Consider the following 16,796-nt stretch of genomic DNA (forward strand, 5'->3'; position numbering starts at 1 on the left):
CCGCACGGATGGCGAGCCTCGACCTGGGGCCCGTCCTCGTGCGCTGACACGACCAGAACAGCCCCGGCCGTCGCCGGGGACTCTCCGCCGTCGGCCGAGGCGGAGAGGGTTGTCCATGACCGATCTGATCACCACCGCGATCCCTTACGTCAACGCGGAACCGCATCTCGGGCACGCGCTCGAACTCGTGCAAGCCGATGTCCTTGCCCGGCACCGACGATTGCGCGGCACGGACGTCCGTCTGCTCACGGGCACTGACGACAACGCCCTCAAGAACGTCACCGCGGCGAAGGCGGCAGGCGTTCCCGTGCAGGAGTTCGTGGCTCACGGTGCCGAGCGATTCGCCGCGTTGCGGAAACCGATCGGGCTCGCCGTCGACGATTTCATCCGCACCAGCACCGATCGCCGCCACCTCGAGGGCGTCCGGCGCCTGTGGCAAGCCAGCGCCCGACGCGGCGATTTCTACCTGCGCGACTACACCGGCCGCTACTGCGCAGGCTGCGAACAGTTCTACGCGGACGACGAACGCTGTCCGGAACACGAAACCCCGCCGGAAATCGTCACCGAACAGAACTGGTTCTTCCGGCTTTCCCGCTATTCCGGCGAAATCCTGGGCCTGCTGGAATCCGGCCGCCTCCGGATCGAACCCGCCGCCCGGCTCCGCGAGGTGCTGGGATTCGTGCGCGGCGGGCTGTCCGACATCAGCGTGTCCCGGCCCGCCGCGCGCTCGGACGGCTGGGGCATCCCGGTGCCCGGCGACCCGGATCAGGTGATTTACGTCTGGTGGGACGCGCTCGCCAACTACCTCACCGCCGCCCCATCCCGCTGGAGCGAAGCGGCCGAGCGAGTGCACGTGATCGGCAAAGGCATCCTGCGCTTCCACGCCGTGTACTGGCCCGCACTGCTGCTCTCCGCGGGCGAACGGTTGCCGGACACCATCTTCGTGCACGACTACCTCACCCTGGACGGCGCGAAGATCTCCAAGAGCGCTGGCAACATCGTCCGCCCGACGGACCTGATCGACCGTTACGGCGCCGACGCCCTCCGCTGGTGGCTGCTGCGCGAAGTCGCCCCGCTCGGCGACACCGACTTCACCGAAGCGCGGCTGATCGCCCGTGCCGACGACGAACTCGCCAACGGTCTCGGCAATCTCGTGCACCGCGTGCTCAGCCTCGCCCGCCGCACCGGCCGGATCGTCCCGGCGAGTCCGCTAAGGACAGCCAGCACGCTCGCCGGCCGGATCGACACCGCACTCGCCGCTTTCGACTTCCGCGCGGCCACCGGCGCTTTGGTCGAGGTGATCGGCGACGCCAACCGGCACGTCGAGCAGACCCGGCCCTGGACGTTGCGCGGCACCGAACTGGACGAGGCATTGGGGACTGTCGTCGGCACTTGCCGGGAACTGGCAACGGAACTCAGCCCGTTCCTCCCGGACGGAGCCGCCCGCCTGCGCGCCCGACTCGACGGCGGCGGACCGGCGCGCCTCTACCCCCGGCTACGGGAGCAAGCGAGGCACTAGGCGGACGTAACACACCATGCCGACCACCTCGACCAACGTCTGCGCCACCACCGCGACCGCCGCGACCGCGAACCCGTCCGGCAACGCCAGCGCCAGCGGAAGCACCACCAGCGAATTCCGCGTCGCCCCAGTGAAAACGATCGCTCGCCCGCCGGGGACGTCGAGCCGGAACAACCGCGCGACCCCCAGGCCCGCGAACGCCATCACCGCCAGGAAAACCACATAAAACGGCGCTGCCGACGCGACCGGGCCGAGTCCGCCGTGGAGCTTCGGGGTTTGCGACGCCACCACGGTCGCCAGCGTCGCGGCCATCAGCGGCACCATGGCGGTCCCGGCCGCGTCGGCGAACCGGCGGCCGGTCGCGTGCCGGGCCGCCCAGGCTTGGGTAAACCAGGCCAGCGCCAGCGGGAGCACGATCAGCACGAGGAACGCTTCGAGAAACGGCCCGGCCCGCACAACCTGGGCCAGGTCCGCGCCGAGGAAGAGGAACAGGAACCCGGGCAGCAGGATCATCTGCGCGAGCAGCAGCAACGGCGTCGCCGCGAGCAGGCGGCGGCTGCTTCCTCCGGCCAGGCCGCTGAAGACGATCACGTAATCCACGCACGGGGCCAGCAGCACGAGCAGCATGCCCAGGCGCAGCGCCTGCCCGGCCGGAAAGAAGGCGGACATCGCCGCGACGACCAGCGGCGCCACGACGAAGTTCACCGCCAGCGCGGCGCCGAGGAACCGGCCGTCGCGCAGGGAGCGGCGCAGTTCGGTGGCGGGCACTTGAAGGAACGTGACGTACAGCAGCGCCGCCAGCACCGGGTTGATCGCCGGTTCCAGCACCGGCCCGGCCGCCGGAGCCAGCCAGCCAGCCAGAGCGCCGACGGCGAGCGCGCCGAGGTAGATGACGACCTGGTGCCGCTCCATCCGCGCCTCCCCGCCAGACTCGTGAGTGTTCATGCCGGTTCTAACCGGCATGAACACTCACGACAGTCCGCTGAGGATCGCGTCGATGCCGAATGCGAACGCCTCGTCCGAATCCCCGCTGTGCGCCGGATCCTCCTCGACGATCCCGGCACGCACCAGTTCGGCGTGGTTCTGTTCCTCGGCGACGAACCCGAGTACATAGTGGACGACGGTCCGCGCCGCCCACTCCGCGCGCCGCTCGTCGTACTTCCCGGTGAACAGCCGGCGCAGCGCGTGCGTGGGCACCAGCAGATCCGGCCGGTACGCCTGCACGAACGACACCACCTCGGCCCCGTCGCGGACCTGCAGCAGCGCCGAGCGGAAGTCCCCGGCCGCCTCGCGCGGGTCCATCGCCACCCCGGGCAGCCCCTTCAGGATCCGCGCGGCGACGACGGCGAGCAGTTCCTGTTTGTTGGCGACGTGGTAGTACAGCGCGCCCGGCTGGACCCCCAGGTCGAGGGCCACCCGCCGCATCGACAAGCTGCTCAGCCCCGCTTCGCGCAGCAGCTCGTACGCCCGGTCGACGATCTGGTCTCGCGTCACCTTCACCCCTCTCATTCTGCCTGCCGCTTGCTTCCCGCCGATCGGCCGCCTAGGATTTGATAGGTGTTCAAAACCTTCGACGACCTGGCCGACCGGCAGCTGGCCGGCGGCGTACTCGACCGAACTGACGCCCGCGCGGTGCTGGAAGCGCCGGACGAGGACGTGCTCGGCCTGGTCGCGGCTGCCGGGCGGCTGCGGCGCGCACACTTCGGCAACAAGGTCAAAGTCAACTATCTCGTCAACCTGAAATCGGGCCTGTGCCCCGAGGACTGCGGGTACTGCTCGCAGCGGCTCGGGTCGTCCGCGCAGATCCTCAAGTACTCGTGGCTGTCCGCCGAGGAAACCGCGCGCCAAGCCGGCGCGGGCATCCAGGGCGGCGCGTCGCGGGTGTGCCTGGTGGCGAGCGGACGCGGGCCGAGCGACCGCGACGTCGACCGGGTCGCCCAGGCCGTCGAGGCGGTGAAGTCCGCGCATTCCGACGTGGAGGTGTGCGCCTGCCTCGGGCTGCTCAAGGACGGGCAGGCCGAGAAGCTGCGCGACGCCGGGGTGGACGCGTACAACCACAATCTCAACACGAGCGAGTCGCGCTACTCCGAGATCTGCACGACGCACGGGTACGACGACCGCGTCGACACCGTCGAAAAGGCCAAGTCCGCCGGGCTTTCCGCGTGTTCCGGCCTGATCGTCGGCATGGGCGAGACCGACGACGAACTGATCGACGCGATCTTCGCGCTGCGCGACATCGGCAGCGATTCGATCCCGGTCAACTTCCTGATGCCGTTCGAGGGCACGCCGCTCGCCGGCACGTGGGAGCTGAGCCCGCTGCGCGCGCTGCGCATCCTCGCGCTGGCGCGATTCGCTTGCCCGGCAACGGAAGTCCGGATGGCAGGCGGCCGCGAAATGCACCTGCGGTCGCTGCAGCCGCTCGCGCTGCACGTGGTCAACTCGCTGTTCCTCGGCGACTACCTCACCAGCGAGGGCCAGGCAGCGAAGGCCGACCTGGAGATGATCGCCGACGCCGGCTTCGAGGTCCTCGGCGCGGGTGAGCAGCAGCAGGCCGAGCACACCACCCCGGCGCTCCGGGAACGCGGAGCGGGCACCGCCGCCGCACCCAACGCGTGACCGCCATGGTGTCGATGCACGACTGGCTCACCGCCGCGGAACGGGACCGGCACGTCGCCGGTCTCGTCCGGCGGACCGACGATCGACGGCATCCGCGCAAGTCCACATTGGACCTGGCGTCGAATGATTATCTGAGCCTCAGCACCGATCCGCGACTGCGCGCGGCCGCCGTCCAGGCCGTCGAGAAGTACGGCGCGGGCGCCGGCGCGTCCCGAGTCGTCACCGGCACCACGCCGTGTCACACCGAACTGGAGCGCGAACTGGCCGACCTCACCGGGCAACCGGCCGCGCTCGGTTTTTCCAGCGGCTACACGGCGAACATCGGCGTCATCACCGCGCTGGGCTCGCCGGACACGCTGCTGATCACCGACGCGCACATCCACGCCTCGCTGATCGACGGCGCGCGGCTGTCCCGCTCCCCGGTCGCGATCTGCCCGCACAACGACCTGGACGCCCTCGCGCAACTGCTGCGCGACCGGTCGCAGGAACGGGCGATCGTGGCAGTCGAGTCGATCTATTCGGTGCTCGGTGACGCCACGGATCTGGTGCGCACCGCGGCATTGTGCGCTGAGTACGACGCTTTCCTAGTGGTCGACGAAGCACACGGCATCGGCGTCGCCGGCAAAGGCCGGGGCGCGGTGCACGCGGCCGGTCTCGCAGGCGCGCCGCACGTGGCGGTCACTGCCACGCTGTCGAAGGCCTTGGGCGCCCAGGGCGGTGCTGTGCTGGGATCGCCGTTGCTGCGCGAACATCTGGTCAACACGGCACGGACTTTTATCTTCGACACCGGCCTCGCCCCCGCCGCCGCGGCGAGTGCGGCGGAAGCGTGCCGGATCATCGCGGCCGAACCTTCGCGAGTCGAGGATCTGCACCGTGCCGCCTTCGCGATCGCTGATGCCGCAGGGGTTTCGCGGGCGCCGGGCGCGGTGCAGTCGATTCCCGCGGACTCCCCGGAGCAGGCCGTCGCCGCGGCGAACCAGTTGTACGAACGGGACATCGTCGTCGGCTGCTTCCGCCCGCCGAGCGTCCCGGACGGCATTTCCCGGCTCCGGCTAGTCGCCCGCGCCGGGATTGAACTGGACCGCACTCAGCACGCCGCGCGGCTCGCCGCCCAGTGGTCGCGTGCCGCGAGCATCGTCTGACCGCTCGCCGAGCCTCCACGAATCAACGATCCGTACCACGCCACGAGCGCCGATGCCGCACCGGCTTCGCAAGCGCCCGGCGCGGTGCGGCCAAACCCCGCCGAGCGTCCCGGACGGCATCTCCCGGCTCCGGCTAGTCGCCCGCGCCGGGGTTGACCTGGACCGCGCTCAGCACGCCGCGCGGCTCGCCGCCCAGTGGCCGCGTGCCGCGAGCATCGTCTGACCGCCTCCGAAACAGCGCGTCCACCGCCAACGCCCCCGGCCCGGTGAACACCAGCAACAGGAACGCCCAGCAGAACATCGCCGCGGGCTCCCCCTGGTTCTGCAGCGGCAGCAACCCATCCGGCTGGTGGACGACGAAGTACGCATACGCCATCGAACCGGAAGCGAGCAGCGCCGCGATCCGGGTGCCAAGGCCGAACGCGACCAGGAGGCCGCAGGCGAGCTGGATCACCGCCGCGTACCAGGACGGCCACGCGCCCACCGCGACGGTTCCGCCCTTCGGGCCGCCGCCGAAGACGCCGAACACCGCCGCCGCGCCGTGGGCCGCGAACAGCAGGCCGACGACGATGCGGAACAGGCCGAGCACGAACGGGACGGCCCGGTCGAGCGCACGCTCTGGCATGGGTCCTCCTCGGAGAGTGACTAAGGTTAGGCTTGCCATACCGTACGCATTCAGGTCTCCCCCGTCCAGACGCTGTGACGCTCGATAAATCGCGCTGAACCGTTCCGGCTCCAGCCGCGTGTCGGAGGAAGAGCGACACCCACGCACTGCTGGAGGCTGGGATGACTGTCAAAACTCTCGCGACCCCAAGAACTTTCGGGCTGCTGGCCGCGTTGAGCGCGGCGGGCTTGTTCGCCGCCGCGTGCAGCGGCGGCGGGACCACGGCCGCACCACCCGCCGCACCGCCTGCCGCACCGACGCATTTGACCGACAGCAAAGGCGACACGATCTACCTGTTCGCCGCGGACCACGACGGCCAGTCCGCCTGCGCCGCGAGCTGCGCGAGCTACTGGCCCCCGGTCGCGGCGGGCACCCCGCTCGCCGGCGCGGCCAAAGGCAGCGTCGGCTCCATCACCCGGCCGGACGGGTCCCAGCAGGAAACGCTCGGCGGGCACCCGCTGTACCGGTACATCGGCGACAAATCCGCCGGGCAGGCCAACGGCCAGGGCCTGAACCTCAACGGCGGCCTTTGGTGGATGGTCGCCTCGGACGGCACCGCCATCACCACGGCGACGGCGAGCTCCGCGCCGGCGAGCGGGTACGGCGGAGGAAACTACTGAGTAACACCCTTCCGGGTAGGTGCTGCCTCCATGGGGTACCTCTGAACAGGGGAACTTGACCGGGCGGCCGAATAAGACCAAACTTCGCTAGTGATATAAGTACTCCCGTCGTCCCCGCATCGAAGGAGTTCGTCAGTGACCTCGTCGTTCGTCATCATCGGAGCCGGGCTGGCCGGAGCGAAGGCCGCGGAAGCGTTGCGCGACAAGGGTTTCGACGGGAAGATCACCATCGTCGGCGACGAGCGGCACCTGCCCTACGAGCGGCCGCCGCTGTCGAAGGACTACCTCGCCGGCAACGCGGAGGCCGAGAGCTTCCAGGTGCACGACGCCGCGTGGTACGCCGAGAAGAACGTCGAGCTGCGCCAGGGCGTCAAGGCGACCGCGATCGAGCGGGACCAGAAGCAGGTCACGCTCGACGACGGGACCAGCCTCGGCTACGACAAGCTGCTGCTGGCCACCGGCGCGAGCCCGCGCGAACTGCCGGACGCCGCGGGGATCTACTACCTGCGCCGGATCGAGGACGCCGACCGGCTCAAGGAACTGTTCGGCACCGCGTCGAAGCTGGTGGTCGTCGGCGGCGGCTGGATCGGCCTCGAAGCCACCGCCGCCGCGCGCCAGGCCGGGGTGGAAGTCACCGTGGTCGAGGCGCTCGAACTGCCGCTGATCACCGCGCTCGGCCGCGACGTCGCCCCGGTGTTCGCCGACCTGCACCGCGCGCACGGCGTCGACCTGCGGCTCGGCGTCCAGGTCGAGCACATCTCCAACGGCGGCCAGGGCAAGCGGATCCGCCTCGGCGACGGCAGCGTCCTCGAGGCGGACGCCGTCCTGGCCGGGATCGGCGCGAAGCCGAACGTCGAACTGGCGGAGGCGGCCGGCCTGCGCGTCGACAACGGCGTGGTGACCGACGCGAGCCTGCGCACGAGCGACCCGGACATCTTCGCCGTCGGCGACATCGCGAACGCCTACCACCCGTTCCTCGGCAAGCACCTGCGCGTGGAGCACTGGGCGAACGCGCTCAACCAGCCCGCCGTGGCCGCGGCCGGGATGCTCGGCAAGGAGGAGCAGTACGACGAACTGCCGTACTTCTTCACCGACCAGTACGACCTCGGCATGGAATACCTGGGCGCCATCGAGGGCCACGACCGCGTCGTCTTCCGCGGCGACGTGCCCGGGCGCGAGTTCATCGCCTTCTGGCTCAAGGAAAACCGCGTGCTGGCCGGGATGAACGTCAACGTCTGGGATGTCACGGACCCGATCAAGGCGCTCATCCGCTCCGGCAAGGCAGTGGACCCGGAACGGCTGGCCGACCCGGAGGTCCCGCTGGAGGACCTCGCCTGATCTCGCCGCCGGCGGGCCGTTCCGGACCGTTTCCGGGGCGGCCCGTCACGCTTCTCCGCCGTGGCGACCGAAATCCTCTCCGCCGGATGGGAGTCCCCGTTCTATGTCGTCCGGACCTCCGCGTTCGACGCGTTCTTCCTCGTCGGCGGCGGCGAGCACCCGGACGAAGTCGGCAACATCGACGTCGAGGTCCGCTGCGCCGACGGTTCCCGGCGGAGCGCAACGATGTTCACCCTCGACGAGGTCGACCGGATAATGCGCCGCCGGGAAAGCACCGGCGAGTGCGCGGGCGGCAGCTATTTCGCCGTTCCGGACGGCCTGATCGTCCGCGAACCCGGTGTGCCGAACATGACCGCCGTGCTGATCGCGCTGCACGACAGCGGCGAGCTCACGTCTCATCTGCCGCGTTGGGCCGGCTAGCCCCGGGGCAGCAACCCCTCCAGGACCAGTTCCGCAAACCGCCGCCAGTCCCCGCTCCCCGTGCGGACCACTGACGAGAGGCAGCCGACCAGCAGGTACACGTCGCCCACCGTGCAGTCCGCGCGGAGCACCCCCGCCGCCTGGTCCGCCGCGATCGCCCGCGCCACCACGGTTTCCAGCTCCGCCAGCGCGTCGCCGCGCGGTTCGCTTCCCGCCGTCCCCCGCGCCGTCTCGATGGCGGACGACAGCGCCCGGTCCCCGGACAGCACCTCGCCGACGTGCCGCAGATACCGTTTGACCCCGGATTTCCCGTCGAGGCACCGTTTCCGCGCGTACTCCGCGATCTCGGCGAACCGCTGCTCCGCCAACGCTTCCACGAGCGCCCGCCGGTCCGGGAAGTTGCGGTACACCGTCCCGACGCCCACCCCGGCGGCCCGCGCGATCTCCGGCAACTGGACGTCGTCCTGCTCGGCGAGCAGCGCGCGGGCCGCTTCGAGCACCCGTGCCCGGTTGCGTTCCGCGTCTGCCCTCGGCTTGCGCTCCGTTGACAACCGACACCCTCCTCCGGTTAATCTGGAAACGGACTCCGCTTCCGATATGTTGGCGAGGATACCCCATGGCGAAAGACCGCTTCCTGCTGCTGCACCCCGGCGAGGCGCGCCCGGGCCGGGTGCCGCTGCCGCCCGCGTTCGCGGTGAAGGCGATGACCGGCGACACCGAGACCCGGTTCTCGCTGCTGGAGGTGACGCTGGCGCGCGACATCCCGCGCCACGTCCACCACGAGGCCGACGAATGCGTTTACGTCCTCGAAGGCGAACTGGGCATCGACTTCGCCGACGAGAGCCACGTGGCGACGAAGGGGACGTTCGTGCTGCTGCCGCACGGGGTTCCGCACGCGCTGCGGGCAGTGTCGGATCCTCCGCCGCGGCTGTTGCAGATCTCCTCGCCGGGCGGATGGGAGCACTATCTGGAGGAGCTCTTCGAGGCCGGCCCCGCGGTGCTGACCGACGGCGCGGTGGACCCGGTGAAGATCAATCCGGTGGCTGCCCGGTACTCGATCGCCTACGAGGAATGACGTCGGCCAGCGCGCGGGACGCGGACGAAAGTCCGTGCGGGGAACCCTGAGATTCCCTCAGAGTTCCCCGCGCGGACCGCGAAGCCAGCCGGTCACGCCGTCCGCAGCCGCCGCCATTCCCACGCGGCCAATCCGGCGAACAGAACCGTCGCCACGCAAGCGGCGGCGGTCAGCAGCCACTCGGCTCCCCCGCCGCCGCCGTCCGGAGACGCGCCGGTCGTGCGTTCGATCCAGTCCGGAACCGTCAGCGTCAGCACCAACGCGACAGCGCTGAGCACCGCGAGCGCGGACTCCGCCGCGATCCGGAGCTTTTGTGCAGTGTTCATGACACCCTCCCTGCTGTCAGTACTTCGCCGCGTTGAGCCGAGTCCGCCAGGTGTTGCCCGCGCCGGCGTATTCGCCGTAGCTCCATACGGTCCGGGAATCCGACGGGTCCCGGCCGATGCCGAAGTAGTCGCCCCATCGGCCGCCGGTGTAGGCGCTCTGCCCGGCGATCACCGAGGCGCTGCCCTGCAACGTGCCCGGCGGGTCGGTGGCGAGGCGGCCGGTCTGGCGGAAGTGGCCGTACTCGTCGGCGGCGGACCGCCCGAACGCCACGTGGGCGTTGCGGGAGAGGTCGGTCTGGATCACCGGGAAGAAGTAGTGCCTGCCCGGCGCGCCGAACGCGCCCTGCTGCGCGATCGTGTGGCTGGGCACGTCGATCTCGTACCACTGCACCACTGACCGTGCCTCGGTGTCGCCCGGCCAGCTGTACGCGGACGTGTGCGTCGTCCACAACCGCTGGGTCCGCCCCGCCGCCTGGAAGACCGCGTTGAGCAACCGGGTGTCGTTCGTGGCGATTCGCGTTGTCCCGCCGTCCTTCTGCACCGCGCCGGGCGGCAGGTTGTAGCTGCGGCAGGGAACGGCGGTCGCGGTCAGCGCCGGCGCGCCGCCGGACCACAGGCCCAGCGGATTGGACAGCGTCCAGAGCGTCAGGCTGGACCCCGACGGGAACAGCGAGTTCACCAGGTAAGCGCGCGGATTCCCGCCCACGCCTTGGAAATGACAGGCGGGCTGGACGGAGAACGCGGCGCTCCGGTCCGGGTTCCGCAGACCCCAGAAATCCCACCAGCGGATCGTGTGTCCGCCGCCGGCCCCGCCGCTGTACAGCTCCGTTTTGTCGAAGATCCGCAGTTTCGCGTAGGCGAACCCGCCGCCGAAGGCGAATTGGTTGGTGGACACGTAAATCGCCTGGGTGTCGAAGCCCAGCATCGGGTAGTCCGACCAGTTGCCGCTGGCGGTGGCCCCGTCCGCGGTCGCGTCGGTGCTCCAGATCCAGTACCCGCCCGCGGGGTCGCCGGTCTGCGAGACGCCGAGCATGATCCACGAGCCCTGCGGGTTCGCGCGCCGGGCGGCGATGCAGACGATCCACCGGCCGCTGTAGTGGTCGTAGGCCAGTTTCGGGTCGAAAAGCTGCGCCCCGGCGGGCAGCACCGGGTTGAACATGGCGGTGAAATTGGCCCACCGGAACTGTTGCAGGCCGGTCTTGTCGTAGCCGACCAGGTCCACGTTGACCGCGGCCAGCACGTGTTTAGGGCCGACCGCGACCGCGCAGTCCGGCGGCCGGAACGCGGTCTGCGAAATCCCCTCGAAACTCGCCGACGCCGCCGGGGCCAGGCCCTCGACGATCTCGTCCTCCGGCGGATTCTCCTCCGACAGTTCCGCCGCCGCTTCCTCGTCCAGCTGGACGTCGAGCGCGTCCGCGGGGGCCAGCGCCTCCGCGCCGTGCTCCCGCGCGCCGGTCTTCAGCTGGTCGTACTCCTCGACCGGGACCGGGAACCGTTGCGCGAACAACGGCGACCGTTCCGGCGACGGCGGTTCGGCGAGCAGTTCGCCGACCGTCAGATCCGCCATCTCCCGCGACGCGCCCCCGGCCGTTTCGCCTGCCTGGCCCTCGAGCACCTGTGCTTCAGGCATCACGGTGATCACCCTCTTCCTCCGCGGCCTCGTCGCCGGCCCGTGCCGGGGCGTCGGCCTCCTCCTCCCGATCGCGGTGCCGTTCCGCGGCCGCCTTCAGCCGTTCCATCTCGGCGGCCGGAACCGGCGTCCCGATCGGAATCTCGTACCCCATTTCCGGTGCGGCGGGCGCGTTTTCGCCCGCCGGGCCGCTTTCCGCGCCTTCCCCGCGTCCCGCGCCGGACCGCGGCCCTTCCGGTTCGCTCATCGTTCACCCCCGGGAATTCCGCCCGAAAAGATCGATTCCGGCGGTGTTCACGAAAAAGGTCGCACAACAGCCGGGAACGGATACGCGCACACCGCAACCTTCAGCCGAACGGCGCAGCGGAAATCGATTGCACCATTTTTTCCCCAATTCACGGGGAAGGCGCATAAAAACCGACCGGAAACCGTTTCGAAGAACCTTTCCAGACATCCGGAGCCGCCCGTCCGGACCTGCCCCGAACGCCCGAATGCTGGCGGATCAAGCAGTTCTGGCCCATTCACCCGCACTAGTCCGGCTTGCGCCGCGTTTTCGGATCATCCCCGTACAGGCGCCCCGGATTTACGTCCACCTTGCGTATTTTGTCGCCCGGCAAGTTGAGCACCCGGTTAATTCTTCACGCATTCCTTCGAAGGTAGGTGGTGCGATTACCCGGGCTCGGCGGAGGCTGGCGCGACCGTGCTCCAGGGAGGAGATTTCCCATGTCCCGACTTGCCCGTTTCGCCGCGCCCGCCGTCATTCTGGCCGGTTCGCTCGCGGTGGTCGCGCCGGCCGCGAACGCCGCCGTCCCGCATCCGCTCGCCGCGACGTGCTCGCAGTCCTATCTTCCGCTGCCCGACCCGGCCTGCACGCCCGGCGCGACCAACCCGGACGTCACCCAGGACACCATCGACGACACGATCTGCGTCCCCGGCTGGACCGCCACCATCCGCCCGCCGACGACCTACACCAACAAGCTCAAGAAGCAGGGCATCATCGACTACGGCTACTCCGACACCTCGATGAGCTCGTACGAGGAGGACCACTTCCTGCCGCTCGAACTGGGCGGCGCTCCGAAGGACCCGAAGAACCTCTGGCCTGAACCGCACGACGGCGAGCAGAACTCCTACAGCAAGGATTCCGTCGAAAACGCGGTGAAGAAGGCGGTCTGCGCGGGAAAAGCCACCCTCGCCGACGCGCAGCACGCCATGCTGACCAATTGGACCACCGCGGAGTCCGTGCTCGGCATCGAGTGAGCGACCCGGGAAAACGACCTTGAAGGACTCCTTGAAGGAATCTGATTCCTTCAAGGAGTCCTTCACGGACCTGCCGCGTCCGAGGGGTCAGCCTTCGGAGGGCCGCGAAAGAACGGCCAGCCGGGGACGGCGCGTCTCCCCCAGTCCCGGGCCCGGACGGTGCGCGCGGCACACCGTGCACACCACCGCGTGGCTGACCGGCGTCCCGTCCTCCTGGACCAGCCTGCCCACGTGCACCGCCTCGCGGCCGCACTGTCCACAGGGGACGGTCGCGCTTTCCGGGTCCACCAGCAGCCTGCTCATGTCGTGCTCCCTCCGACGTTCTCCGGCGAAAGCGTCGGGTTACCCGGCGTCTTCCGGGGCAAACCGGACGCTGCCGCCGTTCCGGTTTGGCCTGGCCGGGAGCGGGTAAGCCGTCGGTCAGGCGGAAGGGAGCAGGCGATGGCCGCGCACCGGCAGCCGGATCCCCAGCGGGCGCTGCGTTCGATGGAACGGGAGCTGCTCGCCACCGACGCGCTGTGGGTGCGGCGCGCCTTCGGGCAGTCGGCGTGGCCGCTGCGCCGGGCGTGGCCGGTGGCGTGCTGGGGGCTGACCGCGGTCGCGGCCGGGCTGATCGTCTGCGGGATCGTCTTTCCGCCGGAGGTGCCGCTCGCGCTGCTCGGCTTCGTGCTGGCGGCGATCGCGGTGTGCGGGCACGTCGCCCGCCAGGAGTGCCTGCGTCCGCCGACCCGCCGGACTCCCGGTCCGGGGAAAGGATTTCCATGCCGCCCGTCGTAGTCGTGACCGGGGCCAGCGCCGGAGTGGGCCGGGCCGTCGCCCGCGCGTACGGACGCCGCGGCGCGAAAGTCGCCTTGCTGGCGCGGGGCGAGAAGGGGCTCGCCGCGGCGGCGGAGGACGTCCGGGAAGCCGGGGGCACGCCGCTGGAACTGCCTGCGGACGTCGCCGAGTTCGCCCAGGTCGATGTCGCCGCGGCCCGCGCCGAGGAGGAACTCGGGCCGATCGACGTCTGGGTCAACGTCGCGTTCAGCTCGGTGTTCGCCCGGTTCTCCGACGTCAAGCCCGAGGAATACCGCCGGGTCACCGAGGTGACCTACCTCGGTTTCGTGCACGGCGCGATGGCCGCTCTCGCACGGATGAAACCGCGGGACGCGGGCACGATCGTCCAGGTCGGCTCGGCGCTCGCGTATCGCGGCATCCCGCTGCAGAGCGCGTATTGCGGGGCCAAGCACGCCATTCAAGGGTTCAACGAAGCGCTGCGCTGCGAACTTCTCCACGAGCACAGCGGAATCCGCACGACCATGGTGCAGTTGCCGGCGGTCAACACGCCGCAGTTCACCTGGCTGCTTTCGCGGCTGCCCGAGCACGCCCAGCCGGTTCCGCCGATCTACCAGCCCGAGCTCGCCGCCCGCGCGGTGCTGCACGCGGCCGACCATCCGCGCCGCCGCGAGTACTGGGTCGGCACGAGCACCGCCGCGACGCTGCTGGCCAACGCCGTCGCGCCCGGCCTGCTCGACCGGTACCTCGCCCGCACCGGCTTCGGCGCGCAGCAAACCGGCCAGCCACAGCGGCCGAGCCAGCCCGCGAACCTGTGGGAGCCCGCGGACGGCCCGCGCGGCTTCGACTACGGCGCGCACGGCGAGTTCGATCAGCAGGCTAAGGCGCGAGACGTCCAGCCGGTGCTGAGCCGCCACCACGGCGCGGTCGCCGCTGGGCTGACCGCCTCGGTACTCGCCGCTGTGCAGCTGCTGCGCCGCACCAGTGCGAAGGACATTCGGCCCGCGAAGGGGAGCCAGCACGGTGTCGTAGCCGCTGTCGCCGGGCAACTGCTGCGCCGCACCGCAAAATCCCGCCGCGTTGTAAAGAAGGGTCGCCGGTGAGACCGTTCCAGAACCGCGCCGACGCGGGCGCCCGGCTCGCCGCGGCCCTGGCCTGCCGGGAGTGGGCGGACCCGGTGGTCTTCGGGCTGGTCCGCGGCGGGCTTCCGGTCGCCGCGCCCGTCGCCGAGGAACTGGACGCGCCGCTGGAACTGCTCGTCGCTCGCAAAATCAGCGCACCCGGACGGCCGGAACTCGGGCTCGGCGCCGTTGCCGCGGACGGCCCGCCGTTCTTCGACCGCGCCGGCCTCCGCGCGCTCGGGCTGACGCCGGAGGACGTCGCGAACCAGGTCGACCAAGCCCGCACCGAGGCCCGTGACCAGGTCCGCCGTTACCTGGGCAACCGCGTCCCGCACTCACCGGCGGGCCACGACGTCGTGGTGATCGACGACGGCGTGGCCACCGGCGGCACCGCGATCGCCGCACTTCGAGCCCTCCGATCGCACGCACCCTTGCGGCTGGTCTTCGCCGCTCCAGTCGGCGCACCGCCCGCACTGGACAAGCTCACCCGCGAAGCCGACGAAGTCATCTGCCTGCGAGAACCGGAGGAATTCCACGCGGTCGGCGAGTTCTACTCCGACTTCAGCCCGACCACCGACGACGAAGTCCTCGCCCTCGTGCCCAAGTGATCAGCCGAACGCCGACAAAAGCCAGAACATCAACGCAGCGACCCCCGCCGCGGCCGGGAACGTCAGCACCCAGCCCAGCACGATGTCGCGCGCGATCCCCCACCGCACCGCCGAAAGCCGCCTCGTCGCGCCGACGCCCATCACCGCCGCCGTGATCACGTGGGTGGTCGAAATCGGGGCCTTCACGGCGAAAGCGGTCAAGTACAGCACCGAAGCACCGACCGATTCCGCCACGAACCCGTGCGGCGGGTCGAGCGGGAAGACGCGGCGGCCGAGCGTCCGCATGATGCGCATGCCGCCCGAGCAGGTACCGAGCGACAGCGCGCCGGCGCACACCAGCGTCACCCACAGGGGCACCGAGAAGGTGTCCTGTTTCCCGGCCGCGATCAGCGCAAGGACGAGCACGCCCATACCCTTTTGCGCGTCCTGCAACCCGTGTCCGAGCGCCAGCGCCGAAGCCGACAGGATCTGCAGCCGCCGGAACACCCGGCCGCTGCGGTGCGGGTTCGCCCGGCGCAGCAGCCACAGCACCGCGACCATCGCCGCGTAGCCGAGCACCAGCCCGAGCAGCGGCGACGCGACCATCGGCACCAGCACTTTCTCCACGATGCCCGTCCAGTGCACCGTGCTCGCCGCGGCCAGCGCGGCTCCGACCATGCCGCCGATCAGCGAATGCGACGACGAGGACGGCAGCCCGAAGTACCAGGTCACGAGGTTCCACGCGATCGCGCCGACCAGCGCGGCGAGCACCACGGTCAGCGCGCCCGGGCCTGCCGGGACGTCGATGATTCCTTTCGCGACGGTCGCGGCGATGCCGGTCGACAGCAGCGCTCCGGCCAGGTTCATCACCGCGGCCAGCACGAGCGCGGTGCGCAGCGGGAGCGCCCTGGTCGAGACGGCGCTGGCGATCGCGTTGGCCGCGTCGTGGAAACCGTTGGTGTAGTCGAAGAAGACCGTCAGCACCACGACGGCGACGAGCGCGGCGGTGCTGTCCACTCAGGACTCCTTGACCGCGATGGTCTGCACCACGTCCGCGACGTGCTCGAAGCCGTCGGCCGCCAGTTCGAACTGTTCGACGACTTCCTTCGCCTTGAGCACCTCGAGCGCGTCCGCGCCCGGCTGGAACAGGTCGGCGAGCATCCGCCGGTAGGTGTGGTCCGCCTCGTTCTCCAGCGCGTTGATCTCGATCCAGTACGGCGACAGCTCGCCGACCTTCGCCAGGCCCGGCATGGATTCCGCGGTCAGTTCCGCGGCGCGGCACAGCACGCGCAGCATGCCGTCGGTGCCGGGCGGGAACTTCTCCAGCCGGTAGAGCACCGCGAGGTCGGCGGCAGTGTCCAGAAAGTCGAGGACGTCGTCGATCCGCGCGGCCAGCGCCTGGATGTCCTCGCGGTCGAACGGGGTGACGAACGTGCTGTTCAGCTCGACCATGATGGTGTGCGTCAGGTCGTCGCCGGCGTGTTCGACCTCGTGCAGCCGGGCCGCGATCGCCTCCCGTTCCGGGGGCGGCGCCTCGGTGAGGTCCCGCAGCAGCGCGGTGGCGGTGACGAGGTTCGCGGCCGCGTCCGCGAGCAGCTGGAAGAACTGGCTTCCGCGAGGTTTTATGCGCATCGGAGCAGAAGCTACCCCGTATCCCCCTCGCTTACACCGGCGCGGTGTGCCGGGCGCCCGGATCGGGTACCCGGC

21 protein-coding genes are annotated in these 16,796 nt (G+C 70.3%); 11 read left to right on the forward strand and 10 right to left on the reverse strand.

Features of this window, described 5'->3' with window-relative positions:
- Positions 1-115 precede the first annotated feature (115 nt).
- The gene (locus H4281_RS15865) at positions 116-1,519 is read left to right on the forward strand and encodes a methionine--tRNA ligase (protein ID WP_182891685.1); all 1,404 of its coding nucleotides are present in this window, start codon (positions 116-118) and stop codon (positions 1,517-1,519) included.
- On the opposite strand, the gene H4281_RS15870 is transcribed toward H4281_RS15865, so the two are convergent.
- Together H4281_RS15870 and H4281_RS15875 are read right to left on the reverse strand one after the other, a co-directional pair.
- Positions 1,496-2,431 carry an arsenic resistance protein gene (locus tag H4281_RS15870; RefSeq protein WP_220507294.1) on the reverse strand — a complete coding sequence of 312 codons (936 nt, stop codon included), beginning with the start codon at positions 2,429-2,431 and terminating at the stop codon, positions 1,496-1,498. The two genes, H4281_RS15865 and H4281_RS15870, sit on opposite strands and share 24 nt — an antisense overlap.
- 57 nt (positions 2,432-2,488) lie before the next feature.
- Positions 2,489-3,028, reverse strand: a complete 540-nt coding sequence (locus tag H4281_RS15875; protein ID WP_220507295.1) for a TetR family transcriptional regulator — start codon at positions 3,026-3,028, stop codon at positions 2,489-2,491.
- Positions 3,029-3,076: 48 nt separating this feature from the next.
- Here H4281_RS15875 and bioB point away from each other — a divergent pair, with 48 nt between their 5' ends.
- Together bioB and H4281_RS15885 are read left to right on the forward strand one after the other, a co-directional pair.
- Positions 3,077-4,135 (forward strand): biotin synthase BioB, encoded by a 1,059-nt coding sequence (gene bioB / locus H4281_RS15880; RefSeq protein WP_182891688.1) that lies wholly within the window; start codon positions 3,077-3,079, stop codon positions 4,133-4,135.
- 5 nt (positions 4,136-4,140) lie between these two features.
- Complete coding sequence (locus H4281_RS15885) at positions 4,141-5,277, forward strand: 8-amino-7-oxononanoate synthase (RefSeq protein ID WP_182892109.1); 1,137 nt, start codon at positions 4,141-4,143, stop codon at positions 5,275-5,277.
- Between the two features lie 133 nt (positions 5,278-5,410).
- On the opposite strand, the gene H4281_RS15890 is transcribed toward H4281_RS15885, so the two are convergent.
- Entirely contained in the window at positions 5,411-5,902 is a 492-nt protein-coding gene (locus H4281_RS15890) for a DoxX family protein (RefSeq protein ID WP_182891689.1), read from the reverse strand.
- A 161-nt stretch (positions 5,903-6,063) separates the two neighbouring features.
- Between H4281_RS15890 and H4281_RS15895 the strand changes: the two genes are divergently transcribed.
- The 3 genes from H4281_RS15895 to H4281_RS15905 all read left to right on the forward strand — a co-directional run bounded on the left by H4281_RS15895 (position 6,064) and on the right by H4281_RS15905 (position 8,319).
- Positions 6,064-6,561: a COG4315 family predicted lipoprotein gene (locus tag H4281_RS15895; protein WP_182891690.1), complete on the forward strand. Its 498-nt coding sequence runs from the start codon at positions 6,064-6,066 to the stop codon at positions 6,559-6,561.
- A gap of 135 nt (positions 6,562-6,696) precedes the next feature.
- Positions 6,697-7,899, forward strand: a complete 1,203-nt coding sequence (locus tag H4281_RS15900; protein ID WP_182891691.1) for an NAD(P)/FAD-dependent oxidoreductase — start codon at positions 6,697-6,699, stop codon at positions 7,897-7,899.
- 60 nt (positions 7,900-7,959) lie between these two features.
- Entirely contained in the window at positions 7,960-8,319 is a 360-nt protein-coding gene (locus tag H4281_RS15905) for a hypothetical protein (protein WP_182891692.1), read from the forward strand.
- On the opposite strand, the gene H4281_RS15910 is transcribed toward H4281_RS15905, so the two are convergent.
- Positions 8,316-8,870 (reverse strand): TetR/AcrR family transcriptional regulator, encoded by a 555-nt coding sequence (locus H4281_RS15910; protein ID WP_182891693.1) that lies wholly within the window; start codon positions 8,868-8,870, stop codon positions 8,316-8,318. The two genes, H4281_RS15905 and H4281_RS15910, sit on opposite strands and share 4 nt — an antisense overlap.
- Before the next feature lie 65 nt (positions 8,871-8,935).
- Between H4281_RS15910 and H4281_RS15915 the strand changes: the two genes are divergently transcribed.
- Positions 8,936-9,394, forward strand: a complete 459-nt coding sequence (locus H4281_RS15915) for a cupin domain-containing protein (protein WP_182891694.1) — start codon at positions 8,936-8,938, stop codon at positions 9,392-9,394.
- A gap of 92 nt (positions 9,395-9,486) precedes the next feature.
- Here H4281_RS15915 and H4281_RS15920 read toward each other — a convergent pair whose 3' ends face one another.
- From H4281_RS15920 to H4281_RS15930, 3 genes are read right to left on the reverse strand one after another with little or no spacing between them, the layout of a single operon-like run.
- The gene (locus H4281_RS15920; protein ID WP_182891695.1) at positions 9,487-9,720 is read right to left on the reverse strand and encodes a hypothetical protein; all 234 of its coding nucleotides are present in this window, start codon (positions 9,718-9,720) and stop codon (positions 9,487-9,489) included.
- 16 nt (positions 9,721-9,736) lie between these two features.
- Positions 9,737-11,350 carry a hypothetical protein gene (locus H4281_RS15925; RefSeq protein ID WP_220507296.1) on the reverse strand — a complete coding sequence of 538 codons (1,614 nt, stop codon included), beginning with the start codon at positions 11,348-11,350 and terminating at the stop codon, positions 9,737-9,739.
- The gene (locus H4281_RS15930; protein WP_182891697.1) at positions 11,343-11,597 is read right to left on the reverse strand and encodes a hypothetical protein; all 255 of its coding nucleotides are present in this window, start codon (positions 11,595-11,597) and stop codon (positions 11,343-11,345) included. The genes H4281_RS15925 and H4281_RS15930 overlap by 8 nt, the downstream gene beginning before the upstream one ends.
- 476 nt (positions 11,598-12,073) lie before the next feature.
- Here H4281_RS15930 and H4281_RS15935 point away from each other — a divergent pair, with 476 nt between their 5' ends.
- On the forward strand, positions 12,074-12,607 hold the full coding sequence (locus tag H4281_RS15935; RefSeq protein ID WP_182891698.1) for a hypothetical protein: 534 nt from the start codon (positions 12,074-12,076) through the stop codon (positions 12,605-12,607).
- 87 nt (positions 12,608-12,694) lie between these two features.
- Here the strand turns inward: H4281_RS15935 and H4281_RS15940 are convergent, their stop codons facing one another.
- On the reverse strand, positions 12,695-12,910 hold the full coding sequence (locus tag H4281_RS15940) for a hypothetical protein (RefSeq protein ID WP_182891699.1): 216 nt from the start codon (positions 12,908-12,910) through the stop codon (positions 12,695-12,697).
- A 138-nt stretch (positions 12,911-13,048) separates the two neighbouring features.
- Here H4281_RS15940 and H4281_RS15945 point away from each other — a divergent pair, with 138 nt between their 5' ends.
- From H4281_RS15945 to H4281_RS15955, 3 genes are read left to right on the forward strand one after another with little or no spacing between them, the layout of a single operon-like run.
- On the forward strand, positions 13,049-13,384 hold the full coding sequence (locus tag H4281_RS15945; RefSeq protein ID WP_182891700.1) for a DUF3040 domain-containing protein: 336 nt from the start codon (positions 13,049-13,051) through the stop codon (positions 13,382-13,384).
- Entirely contained in the window at positions 13,369-14,484 is a 1,116-nt protein-coding gene (locus tag H4281_RS15950) for an SDR family oxidoreductase (protein WP_182891701.1), read from the forward strand. Before H4281_RS15945 ends, H4281_RS15950 begins: the two co-directional genes overlap by 16 nt.
- Positions 14,481-15,110, forward strand: coding sequence for a phosphoribosyltransferase (locus H4281_RS15955; RefSeq protein WP_182891702.1), 630 nt, complete (start codon positions 14,481-14,483; stop codon positions 15,108-15,110). The genes H4281_RS15950 and H4281_RS15955 overlap by 4 nt, the downstream gene beginning before the upstream one ends.
- Here H4281_RS15955 and H4281_RS15960 read toward each other — a convergent pair whose 3' ends face one another.
- Together H4281_RS15960 and H4281_RS15965 are read right to left on the reverse strand one after the other, a co-directional pair.
- Positions 15,111-16,106 (reverse strand): inorganic phosphate transporter, encoded by a 996-nt coding sequence (locus H4281_RS15960; protein WP_182891703.1) that lies wholly within the window; start codon positions 16,104-16,106, stop codon positions 15,111-15,113. It lies immediately after the preceding gene.
- Positions 16,107-16,721, reverse strand: a complete 615-nt coding sequence (locus tag H4281_RS15965; protein ID WP_182891704.1) for a DUF47 domain-containing protein — start codon at positions 16,719-16,721, stop codon at positions 16,107-16,109.
- Positions 16,722-16,796: the final 75 nt, after the last annotated feature.

Origin of the sequence: Amycolatopsis dendrobii, assembly GCF_014145675.1 — a bacterium.
GTDB lineage: Bacteria > Actinomycetota > Actinomycetes > Mycobacteriales > Pseudonocardiaceae > Amycolatopsis > Amycolatopsis dendrobii.

What these genes read in the sequence shown, in the direction of transcription:
- H4281_RS15865 (WP_182891685.1), top strand. Translation starts at nt 116, where the DNA reads ATGACCGATCTGATCACCACCGCGATCCCTTACGTCAACGCGGAACCG.
- H4281_RS15870 (WP_220507294.1), bottom strand. Translation starts at nt 2,431, where the DNA reads ATGGAGCGGCACCAGGTCGTCATCTACCTCGGCGCGCTCGCCGTCGGC.
- H4281_RS15875 (WP_220507295.1), bottom strand. Translation starts at nt 3,028, where the DNA reads ATGAGAGGGGTGAAGGTGACGCGAGACCAGATCGTCGACCGGGCGTAC.
- H4281_RS15885 (WP_182892109.1), top strand. Translation starts at nt 4,141, where the DNA reads ATGGTGTCGATGCACGACTGGCTCACCGCCGCGGAACGGGACCGGCAC.
- H4281_RS15890 (WP_182891689.1), bottom strand. Translation starts at nt 5,902, where the DNA reads ATGCCAGAGCGTGCGCTCGACCGGGCCGTCCCGTTCGTGCTCGGCCTG.
- H4281_RS15895 (WP_182891690.1), top strand. Translation starts at nt 6,064, where the DNA reads ATGACTGTCAAAACTCTCGCGACCCCAAGAACTTTCGGGCTGCTGGCC.
- H4281_RS15915 (WP_182891694.1), top strand. Translation starts at nt 8,936, where the DNA reads ATGGCGAAAGACCGCTTCCTGCTGCTGCACCCCGGCGAGGCGCGCCCG.
- H4281_RS15920 (WP_182891695.1), bottom strand. Translation starts at nt 9,720, where the DNA reads ATGAACACTGCACAAAAGCTCCGGATCGCGGCGGAGTCCGCGCTCGCG.
- H4281_RS15925 (WP_220507296.1), bottom strand. Translation starts at nt 11,350, where the DNA reads ATGCCTGAAGCACAGGTGCTCGAGGGCCAGGCAGGCGAAACGGCCGGG.
- H4281_RS15930 (WP_182891697.1), bottom strand. Translation starts at nt 11,597, where the DNA reads ATGAGCGAACCGGAAGGGCCGCGGTCCGGCGCGGGACGCGGGGAAGGC.
- H4281_RS15935 (WP_182891698.1), top strand. Translation starts at nt 12,074, where the DNA reads ATGTCCCGACTTGCCCGTTTCGCCGCGCCCGCCGTCATTCTGGCCGGT.
- H4281_RS15940 (WP_182891699.1), bottom strand. Translation starts at nt 12,910, where the DNA reads ATGAGCAGGCTGCTGGTGGACCCGGAAAGCGCGACCGTCCCCTGTGGA.
- H4281_RS15945 (WP_182891700.1), top strand. Translation starts at nt 13,049, where the DNA reads ATGGCCGCGCACCGGCAGCCGGATCCCCAGCGGGCGCTGCGTTCGATG.
- H4281_RS15950 (WP_182891701.1), top strand. Translation starts at nt 13,369, where the DNA reads ATGCCGCCCGTCGTAGTCGTGACCGGGGCCAGCGCCGGAGTGGGCCGG.
- H4281_RS15965 (WP_182891704.1), bottom strand. Translation starts at nt 16,721, where the DNA reads ATGCGCATAAAACCTCGCGGAAGCCAGTTCTTCCAGCTGCTCGCGGAC.